Here is a 16300-nt window from a genome sequence, read left to right on the forward strand (position 1 = left end):
CCTGAGACGTTTCCCGCCGAGGACGGGTCGTACCCTGTGGGGAACAGAGGACGGCGGCGATGCGGCTTGTGCGCACGTGCCGGAGCGCGATGGGGGCTGTGTGAACCACGGGGGGCCGGAGTGGCGGATCGAGGTGCTCGCCGGCGGCGACACGTTGCGGCAGGAACGTCTCACGCGGGCGCTGCACGAGGAACTCCTGAAGACCGACGGTGTCACCGCCGGATTCGTGGATCCCGCGGCGCCCGCCGGTAATGGCCGCAAGGGCGGGGCCGCTGGGGACGTGGCCCTGTGGGCCGCTGTCGGCGCCGCGGCCCGGCCCGCATCCCAGGTGCTGATCACCGCCATCAAGGAGTGGTGCGAGAAGGAACGGCAGCGGAAGGTCGAACTCACCTACCGTGACGGCAGTTCCCTCACGATTCCCGCCCGCCCGGACGAGGCGCAGCAGCGGGTCGTCCGGGAGTTCCTGGACGCGGTCGGCGAGACCCCGGAGAATGAGTCCGAGTGACCCGTCTTGTCCGCCGCAAGGCCCTGCTGATCGGCAACGAGCACTACGACGACGGCCGGTTCGGCCGCCTGCCGTCCACCCAGGTGGACACCTGGCTGCTGCAACAGGTCCTGGAGAACCGCAACATCGGCGCGTTCACCTCGGTCAAGCGGCTTGCCGACCTCGACGCGGACGACATGCGTTGCGAGATCGGAGAGTTCCTGGAGAGCTGTGAGGCCGACGAGCTGGCCTTCCTGTACGTGTCCGGACACGGGGTGCGGCTGGTCCAGGCCGGGGGCGAATTTCATTTCGTGGCCAAGGACACCGACTTCGACGGGGTCGCCGCCACCGGGGTGAGCGCGAGCTTCGTCAACGAGCGGCTGGAGGCCTGCTGGGCACCGCAGAAGGTCGCGCTCATCGACTGCTGCCAGAGCGGCGGATTCGCGGTGGGCCTGCGGACCTCGGACCGGACGGCACAGCCCGCCGCCAAGTCCGGTGAACGGGCCCTGCTGACCAGCCGGGGCGTCTACGTCCTGTCGTCGTCCCGGGCGGGCGAGGATTCGTACGCCGGAGCCGAGACGCCCGACGGCGTAGAGCCGTCCGCGTTCACCGGTGAGGTCGTCGAGGCGCTCCGTACGGGCAAGGTCGGCAAGGACGGCACGGGCGAGGTGACGGTGGACGACCTCTTCCAGTACGTCAACAGGCGGATGCGGGCCGGCAGCGCCCGGCAGATACCCGTGCAGTCCACGCACGGCGTCGACGACCGCATCATCCTGGCGAGCTGTCCGCTCGGCCGGGCCCCGCAGCTCCTGCCGCTCACACGCCGGCCGGCCGGCACGGCCGTTCCGGAGCACGGGCAGGAAGGGACGGCCAAAGCGGCGGGTTCCCAGCCCACTTGGGCGGGCCTCCTGGACTACTACCGGGAGTGTCTGCTGGCCGAGGACGAGGACACGCCCCTCCTCGCGGTGAACGACGCCGGTACGTCCTATGTGTGCCTACAGGGCTCGGAGCGGTTCCTGTCCGGTGATCTGGACGACGACGCCTGCGCCCCGGTGCCCCCCGAGGCCGACGGTCTCGTCGCGGCGGCGGCCGAACAGGACGTCGAACTCTGGGCCGGCTATCCGGCAGTGGTGCTCAACGGTCCCCGAACCGGCCGCCCTTGGAGCTCGCCGAAGTTCGCGCCCCTGCTCGTACGCCGTGTCGAGGTCGTGCACGAGGACGGCGGCACCCGCCTCAAGCCGTACGGGCCGGTGCTGCCCCACCCGCGGCTCGCCCACGACTGGCTCGGCGAGGACGCGGCGGCAGAGCTCGCCGAGACCTATCACCCGAGCTGGCACGCCGGGCAGCACGACCGGATGGCGGTCGACGTGCGCAACATCCTCAGCCAGGAGTACGAGCTTCCGTGCGTGCAGGAGCCGAGACCGGACCGGCTGGAGGACCGGATCGACATCCGTACCCCGGGCAACGGCGCCCGCAATGCCGCTGTCCTCTTCCTCGCCCAGCGCGACAACAGGGCGACGAAGAAGCTTCTCGCCGATTTCGACAACATCGCCAAAAAGACCGCCCAGATCAAGAACACGGCGCTCGCCGCGCTCTCGCCCGACCCCGCAGAGCGGACCGGGCTCCCCGCAGAGGCTGCGGCGCAGGACGTGCGGCTGGTGACGCCGCTGCTTTCCAACGAGGCACAGTCCTCCGTGCTGCGCGCAGCGATGACCCGTCGCCTCACGGTGGCCACGGGCCCGCCCGGCACGGGCAAGAGCCAGCTGGTGGCCAACCTCGTCGCCACCGCGGTGGCCGCAGGGCAGAGTGTGCTCGTCGCCTCCACCAACAACCAGGCGGTCGACGAAGTCTGGCGCCGTTGCGAAGAGCTGTCGCCCGGAAGCGTCGTACGCACCGGTTCGTCCTCGGGCGGGACGGACTACGCGGAAGCAGAGGCGAAGACCCTCCGGGAGCTGATGGCCGCCCCCGCGCCCGAGCGCAACATCACCACGGCGGCGATGGACGTCGATGTGGCGACCGAGCAGCTGAGCGCCGTACGCGAGGAGTTCGCCGACACCGCGGCCACCGAGCGGGCCCTGCTGACGGCCGGCCGGGCCCGCGAGGAACACGCTGCTCGGCTGCGCCGGTCCGTCGAAGACCTCGCCGGACTGCTGGCCGCGGTGGGCGACCTGGACGGGCTGGGGCACAAGGCCGCGCGTGCGGCCAGGGCCCGGTTCTTCGGCGAGGCGCGCCGCAGACGACTGCTGCGCCGCGTCGGGCTCGCGTCGTACGACGGGACCACCGCGGAAGCCTGTGCCGCCCTCGCGGACCTCGTCGGCGCCGAGGCGTCATGGCGGGCGGGGCAGGCGCGGGCGACGGCCGGGCGGGACGACGCCGGGCTCGGCGCCGTCCTCGACACCGCCGAGTCGGCCGTCCGCTCGTCCTCCGCCGCGCTGCTCGACAGCACGGTTCGCGGGAACGCCCGGACAGGGCGCTCGCGCATCATGGGGTTGCTGACGGCCCGCAATGCCGGCGGCAGCGACTGGCCCGCAGTGCGGGACGTGCTGCCCGCAGCGCGGGGCTGGGCCGTCACCAGCCTCTCGGCCCGCCGATTCCCGCCGGATGCGGGGCTCTTCGACCTGGTGATCATCGACGAGGCGAGCCAGTGCGCCATCCCTCACGTGCTTCCGCTGCTGTTCCGTGCCCGCCGTGCGCTGGTCATCGGCGATGCCATGCAGCTGGCCCACATCACCCGGATCAGTCCTGAACGGGAAGCCATGGTCCGCCGCGAGGCGGGGCTGCGCGCCCACTGGCTGGAGCGCCACCGCCTCGCCTACCGCCGCCACTCCGCATTCCACGCGGCCCAGCAGGCCGCCGGCGGCACGCTCCTCCTCGACGAACACTTCCGTTGCCACCCCGACATCGCAGAGGTCTCCAACCGTCTCTTCTACGACGGCCGGCTGACCGTCCTCACCGACCCCCGGACCAAGCCGTCGCTGGAGCGCAGCGCCGTCATCTGGGCGCCGGTGAAGGGGCAGGCCCGTCGCCCGTCGTCCGGCACCTCCTGGGTCAACGCCGCCGAGATCGACACGGTCGAGGCGAGTGTCGCCTATCTGGTGAGGCAACTGCCCGAGGAGACCGGGGCGTCCATCGGCGTGGTCACGCCCTTCAAGGCCCAGGAGGAGGCCCTGAAGAGGAGGCTCAAGCCGTACGAGCACCGGGTGCGCACGGGCACGGTGCACACGTTCCAGGGCGGCGAACGCGACGTCATGATCTTCTCGCTGGTGGCGGCGGAGGGCATGCACCGGCAGTCGGTCGGCTGGGTCGAGGGGCAGCTCAACCTCTGGAACGTCGCCATCACGCGGGCGCGTTCACACCTGATCGTGGTGGGTGACGCAGAACTGTGGCAGCGGCGCGGCGGCGTCGGAGCCGCGCTGCACCAGGCGGCCGGTGCAGCGGCCTCCGGCGATGCCGGGCGAGAGACCGACGAGTTGCTGATGCGCCTGTACAAGTCGCTGTCCATGACGTCCGGTTCGGCAGACTCGGTGGTGGAGCTGGGCGCGATGGTGCGCGGGTATGCGGCCGATGCGATCGTGCGGCCGGCCGACGACAGTACGGCCACGGTCGTGCTCCTGGACCGGGGGCCCGGCGAGGGCGACGACGCGGCACGGCACCTGCGGCTGATGCTTCGGCGCCGGGAGCTGCTGGACGACGGCGGCCGGGGCGGGGACACCGCAGTCAGGTTCCCCGCCTGGAAGCTGTACGACGTGGGGTAGGCGCGGAAGGTCGCCGGGACCGGCTCAGAACAACGGTTCCGGCAGCACGCCCTCCAGGGCCAGCAGCGCCCGCTTGGTCTCCGTCCCGCCGCCGAAGCCGCCCAGCCCGCCGCCGGCCTCGACGACGCGGTGGCACGGCACGACGACCGGGATCGGGTTGCTGCCCATGGCCATGCCCACGGCCCGGGCGGCGCCGGGTTCGCCGAGGCGGTCGGCGAGGTCCTGGTAGGCGACGACCGTGCCGTAGGGGACGCCGGAGTGCAGCTCGCGCAGGGCGCGGCGGTTGAAGCCCGAGGTCAGTGACCAGTCCAGGGGGAGGGAGAAGCACTGCAGCCGGCCCGCGAAGTATGCCTCCAGCTGGGCGGAGGCCTCGGCGAGGAGGGCGTCCGGGGCCCCGGGGGCGGAGCCCAGACGGCCGGCCAGGCGTTCGACGGCGCGTGCCGAGACCTGTGTGTCGGCGCCGAACACGACGCTGACCAGGCCTTCCCGCGTCGCGGCGAGGCCGAGCGGGCCTATGGGCGTGCCGAGCGTCGTCCAGGACCAGGGCCGTTCGGGTGCATCCGTCACGGGGCCAGCGTAGGGCGTGTCCGGCGGATCTTCGCCACGCGTCACCACGGCGCCCCGTAAGGGGCGCGGGGCTGTTGCTCCCCCAGCTACCGCTGGGAGGTACCCCCAGCGGCTCCGCCGCGTGGGCGCGACCAGCCACGATGTGCCCGCAGCCGACGCACTACCGGACAGGCTCCGGAACGCCCGGCCCCCGCCCGGTCACAAGGCGGCCGGCTCGGGCGGAATGCCCGCGAAGGGGTCCTCGCCGGACTCCTCGGCGAGTGCGGCCTCGATGACGTGCGGTGCGTTGCTGATGATGGCGTCCACGCCCAGGCGGCCGAGCCGGACGGCCCGCGCGGGGTCGTCGACGGTCCACGCGGCGATCTCCAGACGGCGCCCGTGGGGACCGTTCAGCGCGTGCACGGCGCGCACCCACTCGGCGGTGACGTTCCCGTGGTCGGGGTTGATCTGGTCGGCGAAGGCGGCGTACGCGCGCAGGTCGGCGGCCTTCGGGGCGCCCAGGAACCCCTTCTTGAGGTCCGGGCGCAGACGGTGGAGCGTGCGCAGCGACGTCGCGTTGAAGCTCTGCACGACCAGCCTGTCCTTGACGTGCCGCCGGTCCAGCCAGCCGGCCCGGCGCAGCTCGTCCACCGTCTGCTGCTCGACGCCGGGGTAGAGCTCGGGCGCCTTCATCTCCAGCAGCAGGCGCTGGTGGTTGTGGTCGACGCGGCGCAGGTAGCTGCTCAGGGTGGGCACCCGCTCGCCGGCGAAGCGGCGGTCGTACCAGCTGCCCGCGTCCAGCGCCTCGATCTCGGCGAGCGTGAAGTCGCCGACCTTCCAGGGGGCGCGCCCCGGAAAGCGCTGCCGGGCGTCCGTGGTGCGCTCCAGGGTGGTGTCGTGCAGGACGACCAGCTGCCCGTCCCGGGTGCGCTGGACGTCGTTCTCGACCCACCGGATGCCCAGGCTCGCCGCTCTGTCGATCGAGGCCAGCGTGTTCTCCGGCGCCTGGACCGGCACCCCGCGGTGGCCGATGGTGACCGGGAGCTCCTGGCGCCCGAGGGCGTGCGCGGGGGGCGTGCCGAGTGCGGGCAGGGCGAGGGACAGGCCGAGCAGGGCGCCGGTCACGGAGGGGACGGGGCGGATGCGCATCGGGAGCTCCTCGCGGGCGGTCGCGGCGTGCGGGCCGGGGCCCGGCGGTGTCCGGTCCTGTGTACGAGAGTCGTGACGACCTGGGTACCGAGGGTCGGTGGAGGGAGGGGCGAGGGGCACGCCTCCGCACACACCACACGTACGCGATGCGGGCCGCTCCGGCACGCCGGGACGCCCTGCCCGGGGGCCCCTCCGGCGGTCCTGCGCCCGGGAACCCCGGGGCGGGAGCCGGGCGGGCGGCCCGCTGTCGGTGGTGGGCCGTACGGTGGTCTCATGCGGCCCGTTTCCAAGATCGAACGCAAGGTGGCGCCTTTCGAGGTCGTCAGCCCCTTCCAGCCCAGCGGTGACCAGCCGGCGGCCATCGCGGAGCTGGAGCGGCGCATCCGCGCAGGCGAGAAGGACGTCGTCCTGCTCGGTGCGACCGGCACCGGCAAGTCGGCCACCACGGCATGGATGATCGAGAAGCTCCAGCGGCCCACGCTCGTCATGGCGCCGAACAAGACCCTCGCCGCCCAGCTCGCCAACGAGTTCCGCGAGCTCCTGCCCAACAACGCCGTCGAGTACTTCGTCTCGTACTACGACTACTACCAGCCCGAGGCCTACGTCCCGCAGTCGGACACCTACATCGAGAAGGACTCCTCGATCAACGAGGAGGTCGAGCGCCTGCGCCACTCCGCCACGAACTCGCTGCTCACCCGGCGCGACGTGGTCGTGGTCGCCTCGGTGTCCTGCATCTACGGCCTGGGCACGCCGCAGGAGTACGTGGACCGCATGGTGCCGCTCAAGGTCGGCGAGGAGATCGACCGCGACCAGCTGCTGCGCCGTTTCGTCGAGATCCAGTACACGCGGAACGACGTGGCCTTCACCCGCGGCACGTTCCGGGTGCGCGGCGACACCATCGAGATCTTCCCGGTCTACGAGGAACTGGCCGTCCGCATCGAGATGTTCGGCGACGAGATCGAGGCCCTCTCCACGCTCCACCCGCTCACCGGCGAGGTCATCTCCGAGGACCAGGAGCTCTACGTCTTCCCCGCCAGCCACTACGTCGCGGGCCCGGAGCGGATGGAGAAGGCCGTTACGGGCATCGAGGCCGAGCTGGAGGCGCGGCTGGCCACCCTGGAGAAGCAGGGCAAGCTGCTGGAGGCGCAGCGGCTGCGCATGCGCACCACCTACGACATCGAGATGATGCGCCAGGTCGGCTCCTGCTCCGGCATCGAGAACTACTCGCTGCACATGGACGACCGCGAGCCCGGCTCCCCGCCCAACACCTTGCTGGACTTCTTCCCCGACGACTTCCTGCTCGTCATCGACGAGTCGCACGTCACCGTCCCGCAGATCGGCGCCATGTACGAGGGTGACGCCTCCCGCAAGCGCACCCTCGTCGAGCACGGCTTCCGGCTGCCGTCGGCCATGGACAACAGGCCGCTGAAGTGGGAGGAGTTCACCGAGCGCATCGGGCAGACGGTCTACCTCTCGGCAACCCCGGGGAAGTACGAACTCTCCCGCGGCGACGGCTTCGTGGAGCAGATCATCCGGCCCACCGGCCTGGTCGACCCGGAGGTCGTGGTCAAGCCGACCGAGGGGCAGATCGACGACCTGGTGCACGAGATCCGCAAGCGCGCCGAGAAGGACGAGCGCGTCCTGGTCACCACGCTGACCAAGAAGATGGCCGAGGACCTCACGGACTACTTCCTGGAACTGGGCATCCAGGTGCGCTATCTGCACAGCGACGTCGACACGCTGCGCCGCATCGAGCTGCTGCGCGAGCTGCGGGCGGGCGAGTACGACGTGCTGGTCGGCATCAACCTGCTGCGCGAGGGTCTCGACCTGCCCGAGGTGTCGCTCGTCGCCATCCTCGACGCCGACAAGGAGGGCTTCCTGCGCTCCGGCACGTCGCTGATCCAGACCATCGGGCGTGCAGCGCGCAACGTCTCCGGCCAGGTCCACATGTACGCGGACAAGGTCACCCCGGCGATGGAGAAGGCCATCGAGGAGACCAACCGCCGCCGGGCGAAGCAGATCGCCTACAACAAGGAGCGGGGGATCGACCCCCAGCCGCTGCGCAAGAAGATCGGTGACATCGTCGCCACGCTCGCGCGCGAGGAGATGGACACCGAGGAGCTGCTGGGCACGGGCTACCGCCAGGGCGCCGACAAGGGCAAGAAGGGCAAGGCCCCCACACCCGCGAAGGCCAAGGCCAAGGGCAGGGCGGCGGCCGTGCCGACGGACCGTCCGGCCGCCGAACTCGCCCAGCAGATCGAGGAGATGACCGACCGCATGCGGGCCGCGGCCGCGGAGCTGCAGTTCGAGGTGGCGGCCCGGCTGCGCGACGAGGTGAGCGAACTGAAGAAGGAGCTGCGGCAGATGAAGGAGGCGGGCCTCGCCTGACGGCAGGCCCGGCCGGGCATGTTGCAGGACCGCCACAAACCGCCCTCCTCGGGCGCCCGTCCGCGGCGCCGGTGCATAGGGTCGTTGCCGGGGCCGCGTATCTGCGCGGCCGCGGGGGCGTACGAGGAGGGGCTGCGCGTGACGGTCAACTTGTCCAAGGGCCAGGGAATCAGCCTGCAGAAGGCCGACGGGGGAAGCCTGACCGCAGTGCGGATGGGGCTGGGCTGGCAGGCGGCCCCCCGCCGCCGCGGGCTGTTCGGCTCGCGCACCAGGGAGATCGACCTCGACGCGTCGGCCGTGCTCTTCGCCGACGGGCAGCCGGTCGACGTGGCCTTCTTCCAGCAGCTGGTCAGCAAGGACGGCTCGGTGCGGCACACCGGCGACAACCTCGTGGGCGGCGCGGGCCAGGGGGACGACGACGAGTCCATCCTCGTCGACCTGCAGCGCGTCCCCGCGCACATCGACCAGATCGTCTTCACGGTGAACTCCTTCACCGGCCAGACCTTCGCCGAGGTGCGCAATGCGTTCTGCCGCCTGGTCGACGAGAACACCGGCCGGGAGCTGGCCCGCTACACCCTCGACGGCGGCGGCCCGTACACCGCTCAGATCATGGCCAAGGTGCACCGGAACGGCGGCGGCTGGCAGATGACGGCCATCGGCACCCCGGCCGACGGCCGCACGTTCCAAGACCTGCTGGTGCAGATCCAGGCGGTGCTGTAACGGCTGTATCGGTGGAGCCACGCGGGACGGAACCGCACGGCTCTTGGTATTCCCTTTACCTTTCCTTGGGTTTTCTTGTACCGTTGTCGTAGCGGCGACGAGTGTCGTCGCTGCTGCCGTAGCCGTACGAGGAGCCGGAGGACCGGTGGACGTTTCCCTGACCATGTGGGTGCTGACCATCGCCGGCCTGTGCGCCCTCGTCGCCGCGGACTTCTTCATCGGCGGCCGCAAGCCGCACGAGGTCTCCGTCAAGGAGGCCGGCATCTGGACGGCGGTCTGGGTCGCCCTGGCCGCGCTCTTCGGGCTCGGGCTGCTGCTCTTCGCCGGCGGCAAGCCCGCCGGCGAGTTCTTCGCGGGCTTCATCACGGAGAAGTCGCTGAGCGTCGACAACCTCTTCGTCTTCGTCCTGATCATGGCGAAGTTCGCGGTGCCCCCGGTGTTCCAGCAGCGGGTGCTCATGGTCGGCGTCCTCATCGCCCTGGTGCTGCGGGCCGTCTTCATCGGCGCGGGCGCGGCGATCATCGCCAACTTCTCCTGGATCTTCTACCTCTTCGGGGCGTTCCTCATCTGGACCGCCTGGAAGCTCATCCAGGAAGCGCGCGCGGGCGAGGAAGAGGAGGAGTTCGAGGAGAACCGCTTTCTCAAGGCGGTCGAGCGCCGCTTCCCGTCCACGGACCGCTACCACGGCACCCGGCTGTTCATCGTGGAGAACGGCAAGCGGCTGATGACGCCGATGCTGATCGTGATGCTGGCCATCGGCACGACCGATGTGCTCTTCGCGCTCGACTCCATCCCCGCGATCTTCGGCCTGACCCAGGACCCGTACATCGTCTTCACCGCCAACGCCTTCGCCCTGATGGGGCTGCGGCAGCTGTACTTCCTCATAGGCGGCCTGCTGAAGAAGCTGGTCCACCTCTCCTACGGCCTGTCGGTCATCCTCGGCTTCATCGGCGTCAAGCTCGTCCTGCACGCCCTGCACGAGGGCGGGGTGAACGTCCCCGAGATCAGCATCCCGGTCTCGCTCGGCGTCATCTGCGCCGTGCTGGCCGTCACCACGGTCACCAGCCTGCGGGCGTCCAGGAAGCAGGAGCAGGCCGAAGCGGCGGCAGCCGCCGCTCCGGCGGAGGAGCGCGAGGGCGTCCGCGCCTGAGGCCGCCGGAGCCGTCGAGGCCGTCGCCGCCGGGGCGTGAGCGGCGTCAGACGGGCGTCGGATCGGCGGCGGCGCGGGCGGCTGCCGTGGGGCGGGTCTCGGGCAGCAGGAAGAAGCAGGCCAGGCTGAGCAGGGCGACCCCGGTCAGATAGACGGCGACGGCCCACGGCGGCCGGTCGCCCCGGGCCAGGGCCGTCGCCACCAGCGGGGTGACGGCACCGCCCAGCACGCCTCCCAGGTTGTAGCCGACGGTGGCGCCGGTGCAGCGCACCTCGGGCTCGTAGAGCTCCGGGAGGTACGCACCGACGACGGCGAAGGCGAGCACGAAGGCCAGCATCGCCACGACGAAGCCCAGCAGGATCAGCGCCGGGCGCCCGGTGCGCAGCAGGGTGATCAGCGGAAACATCCACAGCGCCAAGGCCGTGCAGCCGAGGAGGCACAAGGGGCGGCGCCCCCGGCGGTCGCCGAGGAGGGCGACCAGCGGGGTGGCCACCCCGGAGGCCGCGACGGCCGTCATGATGCAGCCGAGCATGACGGTGCGGTCCACCCCCAGCTGCTCGGTCGCGTAGGACAGGGACCAGGTGGTGACCGTGTAGAAGACGGCGTAGCCGACGGACAGCCCGCCGGCGGTGAGCAGCACGAGGCGCCAGTGGCCGCCGCGCACGACCTCGGCCAGCGGCAGGGAGGCCCGCTGCTTGCGCTCGGCCAGTCCGAGGAATTCCGGGGTCTCGGCGACCTGGGCGCGCAGCAGCAGCCCGGCCGCGGCCAGGACTCCGGCCGCCCAGAACGGCACCCGCCAGCCCCACGCGAGGAACTCCTCGTCGGAGAGGGTGGCCGACAGGGCCAGGGTGATGCCGTTCGCGAGGACGAAGCCCACCGAGGGGCCGGTCTGCGGAAGGCTCGTCCACAGGACGCGGCGGTGGGCGGGGGCGTGCTCGGCAGTGAGCAGGACGGCGCCTCCCCACTCCCCGCCGAGCCCCAGGCCCTGCAGGAAGCGCAGGACGAGGAGGAGCAGGGGAGCGGCGAGGCCGATGTCGGCGTAGGTGGGCGCGAGGCCGACGCCCACGGTGGCGACGCCGGTCAGCAGCAGGGAGGCGATGAGGACGGGCTTGCGCCCGTGCCGGTCGCCGATGTGCCCGAACAGCACGGAGCCCACGGGGCGGGCAATGAACCCGGCGCCGAAGGTGCCGAAGGCCGCGAGGGTGCCGACGAGAGGGGAGACGGTGGGGAAGAAGAGCGGGCCGAGGACGAGCGCCGCCGCGGTGCCGTAGCTGAAGAAGTCGTAGAACTCGATGGCGGTGCCTGCCATGGAGGCGGCCGCCAGGCGGATCATGGCCGGGGGACGGGCACGGTTCATGCAGTGCCCAACTTCCCTCGGCGCCCCGGGCAACGGGAGCTCCGGGGCGTACGGGGGCGTTGCCGGGGGCGCGGCGAAACCGCGCCGTCCGCCGAGTGTGCGGACGGCGGGCTACCCCCGGAGCCTCACCAGCCGCGCTCGCGCCACTCCGCGACGTGCGGCCGCTCGGCACCGAGGGTGGTGTCGTTGCCGTGGCCGGGGTAGACCCAGGTCTCGTCGGGCAGTTGCCCGAAGATCTTGGTCTCGACGTCGTCGATCAGGCTGGCGAAGGCCTTCGGGTCGTTGTGGGTGTTGCCCACGCCGCCGGGGAAGAGGCAGTCGCCGGTGAACACATGGGGGTGTCCGTGCGGGTCGTCGTAGACCAGGGCGATGCTGCCCGGGGTGTGGCCGACCAGGTGGCGGGCGGTCAGCTCGACGCGTCCGACGCGGATGACGTCCCCGTCCTCGACGGGCACGTCCGTCGAGACGGGGATGCCCTCGGCGTCGTACCGCCCCGCGTAGGTGCGGGCGCCGGTGACGTCCACGACCTCGCTCAGGGCGCCCCAGTGGTCGGCGTGCCGGTGGGTGGTCACCACGGAGGCGATCCCGCTGTCGCCGATCAGGGTGAGCAGCGTCCTCGGCTCGGCGGCGGCGTCGATCAGCAGCTGCTCGTCGGTCGCCCGGCACCGCAGCAGATAGGCGTTGTTGTTCATCGGGCCGACCGCGACCTTCGAGATCATCAGATCGGTCAACTCGTGTACGTCTGCAGGTCCGCCGACCTCGACCACTCCGCTGTATGTCATGCCGTCAACCCTATAGCGGGGGCAGGGCGGGCAGCGGGTCGGCACCGGCGTGGAGTCCGGTGCCGTCGCGGCGGCCGGCGAGCCAGCCGAGGAGGGCCGGGGCGGGGCCGGTGACGGTGATCGGGGTGCCCTCGGTGCGGCCGGTGGACCACTGGCCGCCCCCGGTCGCGGTCAGGGCGAACGCGGGGACGTCGGGGTGGCCGGTGAAGCGCCGGGCGAGGAAGTCGATGTAACGGGCGGTGAACTCGGCTGGGAGGTCCTCGAGTTCGTGGCCGACGCCGAGGTCGACGTGGTGCAGCTCGACCTCGGCGAGCCGCCGGAAGGGGACGCGGGACGCGCTGTCGGTCACGCCGTTGCGCATGGTGACCGTGCGGGACCAGTCGGCGGGGACGGCGGCCTGCTCCAGGAACCGGGCCGTGCTCTCCTCCAGGTCCCTGAGCTGGGCGTCCAGGGGGCGGGGCGCGTCGCGCTCGATGTCCGTGTCGCGGAGCTCGGCGCTCGCGTACATGGGGCGGCCGGCCAGGACGTTCACCAGGGCGTCCGCGTTGCGGGAGACGTGGGCCAGGACGTGGCCGCGGCTCCAGCCGGGGAGCCGTGACGGCGCGGCCACGGCGGCGTTGTCCAGTCGGGCGACCGAGGCGAGCAGGCGCTGTGTCGCGTCCCGCACGGAGGCCAGGTCGTGCACATGATCGATCATGGCCCGACCATAGCGCCGCCACTCCTTCGGGTGAAGGATGTGGACTCACGCCCTAAATCGAATGTGCGTGCTATATCGTCGGGGGTGGCATCGCCGACGACGTCCGTGTGTCAGACGCTCCCCGTACCCTGGGTCGGTGGGGCGCGGCCCACCCCCGCAGCTCCCTCCGGAGCCGACTCTCAAGAAAGGTGCCGACCGGCGTGGCAGACCGTCTCATCGTCCGTGGCGCACGCGAGCACAACCTCAAGAACGTCTCGCTCGACCTCCCGCGCGACTCCCTCATCGTCTTCACCGGGCTCTCGGGGTCGGGCAAGTCGTCCCTCGCGTTCGACACGATCTTCGCGGAGGGGCAGCGCCGTTACGTGGAGTCGCTCTCCTCCTACGCACGGCAGTTCCTGGGCCAGATGGACAAGCCCGACGTGGACTTCATCGAGGGCCTCTCCCCGGCCGTCTCCATCGACCAGAAGTCCACCTCGCGCAACCCCCGCTCGACGGTGGGCACCATCACCGAGGTCTACGACTACCTCCGCCTCCTCTTCGCCCGCATCGGCAAGCCGCACTGCCCCGAGTGCGCCCGCCCGATCTCCCGGCAGTCGCCGCAGGCCATCGTGGACCGGGTGCTGGAGCTCCCCGAGGGCAGCCGCTTCCAGGTGCTCTCCCCGCTGGTGCGCGAGCGCAAGGGCGAGTTCGTCGACCTCTTCTCCGACCTGCAGACCAAGGGCTACAGCCGGGCCCGGGTCGACGGTGCGACGATCCAGCTCACCGACCCGCCCAAGCTGAAGAAGCAGGAGAAGCACACCATCGAGGTGGTCGTCGACCGCCTCACCGTCAAGGACGGAGCCAAGCGCCGGCTCACCGACTCCGTCGAGACGGCCCTGGGCCTCTCCGGCGGCATGGTCATCCTCGACTTCGTCGATCTCGCCGAGGACGACCCCGAGCGCGAGCGGATGTTCTCCGAGCACCTCTACTGCCCGTACGACGACCTGTCCTTCGAGGAGCTGGAGCCGCGCTCCTTCTCCTTCAACTCGCCCTTCGGCGCCTGCCCCGACTGCACCGGCATCGGCACGCGCATGGAGGTCGACCCCGAGCTGATCGTCCCCGACCCGGACAAGTCGCTGGACGAGGGCGCGATCAGCCCCTGGTCGCACGGCCACACGAAGGACTACTTCAGCCGCCTCGTCGGCGCCCTGGCCGACGAGCTCGGCTTCCGCACGGACATCCCCTGGGCCGGCCTCCCGCAGCGCGCCAGAAAGGCCCTGCTGAACGGCCACAAGACGCAGATCGAGGTGCGCTACCGCAACCGCTACGGCCGCGAGCGCGCCTACACCACCGCCTTCGAGGGCGCGGTGCCCTTCGTCAAGCGGCGCCACTCCGAGGCGGAGAGCGACTCCAGCCGCGAGCGCTTCGAGGGCTACATGCGCGAAGTGCCGTGCCCGACGTGTGAGGGCACGCGTCTCAAGCCGATCGTCCTCGCCGTCACTGTGCAGGGCCGCTCCATCGCGGAGGTCTCCGCGATGTCGATCAGCGAGTGCGCCGACTTCCTGCGCGGCATGAAGCTCACCGGCCGCGAGAAGAAGATCGCCGAGCGCGTGCTCAAGGAGGTCAACGAGCGCCTGAAGTTCCTGGTCGACGTCGGCCTGGACTACCTCTCGCTCAACCGCGCCGCCGGCACCCTCTCCGGCGGCGAGGCCCAGCGCATCCGGCTCGCCACCCAGATCGGCTCCGGCCTGGTCGGCGTGCTCTACGTGCTCGACGAGCCCTCCATCGGCCTGCACCAGCGCGACAACCACCGCCTCATCGAGACCCTCGTCCGCCTGCGCGACATGGGCAACACCCTCATCGTCGTCGAGCACGACGAGGACACCATCAAGGTCGCCGACTGGGTCGTCGACATCGGCCCCGGCGCCGGCGAGCACGGTGGCAAGGTCGTCCACAGCGGCCCCCTCGCGGAGCTGCTGAGCACCGAGGCCTCGATGACCGGCCAGTACCTCTCCGGCAGGAAGTCCATCGCCCTCCCGGAGCAGCGCCGCCCCGCGGACCCCAAACGCCGCCTGACCGTGCGCGGTGCCCGGGAGAACAACCTGCAGGACATCGACGTGTCCTTCCCGCTCGGCGTGCTCACGGCCGTCACGGGTGTCTCGGGCTCCGGCAAGTCGACCCTGGTCAACGACATCCTCTACACGCACCTGGCCCGCGAGCTGAACGGCGCCCGCGCCGTCCCCGGCCGGCACACCCGTGTCGACGGCGACGACCTGGTCGACAAGGTCGTCCACGTCGACCAGTCGCCCATCGGCCGCACGCCGCGCTCCAACCCGGCCACGTACACCGGTGTCTTCGACCACGTCCGCAAGCTCTTCGCGGAGACGATGGAGGCGAAGGTCCGCGGCTACCTGCCCGGCCGCTTCTCCTTCAACGTCAAGGGCGGCCGCTGCGAGAACTGCTCCGGCGACGGCACCATCAAGATCGAGATGAACTTCCTGCCGGACGTGTACGTCCCGTGCGAGGTCTGCCACGGCGCGCGCTACAACCGCGAGACGCTGGAGGTGCACTACAAGGGCAAGTCCATCGCCGAGGTGCTGGACATGCCGATCGAGGAGGCGCTCCAGTTCTTCGAGGCCGTGCCGACGATCGCGCGCCACCTGCGCACGCTCCACGAGGTGGGCCTGGGGTACGTGCGGCTCGGCCAGTCCGCGCCCACGCTGTCCGGCGGCGAGGCGCAGCGCGTCAAGCTCGCGAGCGAGCTGCAGAAGCGCTCGACGGGCCGCACGGTGTACGTCCTCGACGAGCCGACGACGGGCCTGCACTTCGAGGACATCAGCAAGCTGATCTCGGTGCTGTCCGGCCTGGTCGACAAGGGCAACAGCGTGATCGTCATCGAGCACAACCTCGATGTGATCAAGACGGCGGACTGGGTCATCGACATGGGCCCGGAAGGCGGCAACGGCGGCGGCCTGGTCATCGCCGAGGGCACCCCGGAGGAGGTGGCCGCCGTCCCCGCGAGCCACACGGGCAAGTTCCTGCGGGAGATGCTGGGGGACCGCGTCAGCGATGCGGTGCCGGCTGCGCCTGCGCGCCGGAAGAAGGCGGTTGCCGCCAAGGCGGCGCCGGCCAAGAAGACCGTCTCCGCGAAGACGGGTGCCGCAAAGAAGCCGGCGCGGGCGCGTCGCGCCTGACCGCACTGCGGGTTGCGGCGGGAGCCGGTGGGCGCCGTGGTGGAGCCACGGCGCCCCGTCAGGGGCGCGGGGAACTGCGCGATCAACCAGATCGGTAGA

11 protein-coding genes are annotated in these 16300 nt (G+C 71.3%); 6 read left to right on the forward strand and 5 right to left on the reverse strand.

Annotation, left to right across the window (positions count from 1 at the left end):
* The first annotated feature begins 100 nt into the window (after positions 1–100).
* Both ACWD4B_RS18090 and ACWD4B_RS18095 read left to right on the forward strand, forming a co-directional pair.
* Entirely contained in the window at positions 101–505 is a 405-nt protein-coding gene (locus ACWD4B_RS18090) for a hypothetical protein (RefSeq protein ID WP_451421644.1), read from the forward strand.
* Positions 502–4239 carry a caspase, EACC1-associated type gene (locus ACWD4B_RS18095; protein ID WP_451421645.1) on the forward strand — a complete coding sequence of 1246 codons (3738 nt, stop codon included), beginning with the start codon at positions 502–504 and terminating at the stop codon, positions 4237–4239. The genes ACWD4B_RS18090 and ACWD4B_RS18095 overlap by 4 nt, the downstream gene beginning before the upstream one ends.
* 24 nt (positions 4240–4263) lie before the next feature.
* Here the strand turns inward: ACWD4B_RS18095 and ACWD4B_RS18100 are convergent, their stop codons facing one another.
* Together ACWD4B_RS18100 and ACWD4B_RS18105 are read right to left on the reverse strand one after the other, a co-directional pair.
* Positions 4264–4806 carry a methylated-DNA--[protein]-cysteine S-methyltransferase gene (locus ACWD4B_RS18100; RefSeq protein WP_451421646.1) on the reverse strand — a complete coding sequence of 181 codons (543 nt, stop codon included), beginning with the start codon at positions 4804–4806 and terminating at the stop codon, positions 4264–4266.
* 198 nt (positions 4807–5004) lie between these two features.
* On the reverse strand, positions 5005–5934 hold the full coding sequence (locus ACWD4B_RS18105) for a glycerophosphodiester phosphodiesterase (RefSeq protein WP_451421647.1): 930 nt from the start codon (positions 5932–5934) through the stop codon (positions 5005–5007).
* A 273-nt stretch (positions 5935–6207) separates the two neighbouring features.
* Between ACWD4B_RS18105 and uvrB the strand changes: the two genes are divergently transcribed.
* The 3 genes from uvrB (at position 6208) to ACWD4B_RS18120 (ending at position 10192) form a co-directional block, all read left to right on the forward strand.
* On the forward strand, positions 6208–8322 hold the full coding sequence (gene uvrB / locus ACWD4B_RS18110; protein ID WP_451421648.1) for an excinuclease ABC subunit UvrB: 2115 nt from the start codon (positions 6208–6210) through the stop codon (positions 8320–8322).
* 138 nt (positions 8323–8460) lie between these two features.
* Positions 8461–9042 carry a TerD family protein gene (locus tag ACWD4B_RS18115; protein WP_390777508.1) on the forward strand — a complete coding sequence of 194 codons (582 nt, stop codon included), beginning with the start codon at positions 8461–8463 and terminating at the stop codon, positions 9040–9042.
* Positions 9043–9187: 145 nt separating this feature from the next.
* The gene (locus tag ACWD4B_RS18120; RefSeq protein WP_451421649.1) at positions 9188–10192 is read left to right on the forward strand and encodes a TerC family protein; all 1005 of its coding nucleotides are present in this window, start codon (positions 9188–9190) and stop codon (positions 10190–10192) included.
* A 46-nt stretch (positions 10193–10238) separates the two neighbouring features.
* On the opposite strand, the gene ACWD4B_RS18125 is transcribed toward ACWD4B_RS18120, so the two are convergent.
* From ACWD4B_RS18125 to ACWD4B_RS18135, 3 genes are all read right to left on the reverse strand, one after another.
* Positions 10239–11525 carry an MFS transporter gene (locus tag ACWD4B_RS18125; RefSeq protein WP_451421655.1) on the reverse strand — a complete coding sequence of 429 codons (1287 nt, stop codon included), beginning with the start codon at positions 11523–11525 and terminating at the stop codon, positions 10239–10241.
* A gap of 149 nt (positions 11526–11674) precedes the next feature.
* Entirely contained in the window at positions 11675–12331 is a 657-nt protein-coding gene (locus tag ACWD4B_RS18130; RefSeq protein WP_336412452.1) for an MBL fold metallo-hydrolase, read from the reverse strand.
* A 10-nt stretch (positions 12332–12341) separates the two neighbouring features.
* Positions 12342–13028 (reverse strand): maleylpyruvate isomerase family mycothiol-dependent enzyme, encoded by a 687-nt coding sequence (locus tag ACWD4B_RS18135; RefSeq protein WP_451421650.1) that lies wholly within the window; start codon positions 13026–13028, stop codon positions 12342–12344.
* A gap of 200 nt (positions 13029–13228) precedes the next feature.
* On the opposite strand from ACWD4B_RS18135, the gene uvrA reads away from it, so the two are divergent.
* Positions 13229–16201 (forward strand): excinuclease ABC subunit UvrA, encoded by a 2973-nt coding sequence (gene uvrA, locus ACWD4B_RS18140; RefSeq protein ID WP_451421651.1) that lies wholly within the window; start codon positions 13229–13231, stop codon positions 16199–16201.
* The last annotated feature ends 99 nt before the right edge of the window (positions 16202–16300 follow it).

The sequence above is a fragment of the Streptomyces sp. NPDC002536 genome, assembly GCF_053594995.1.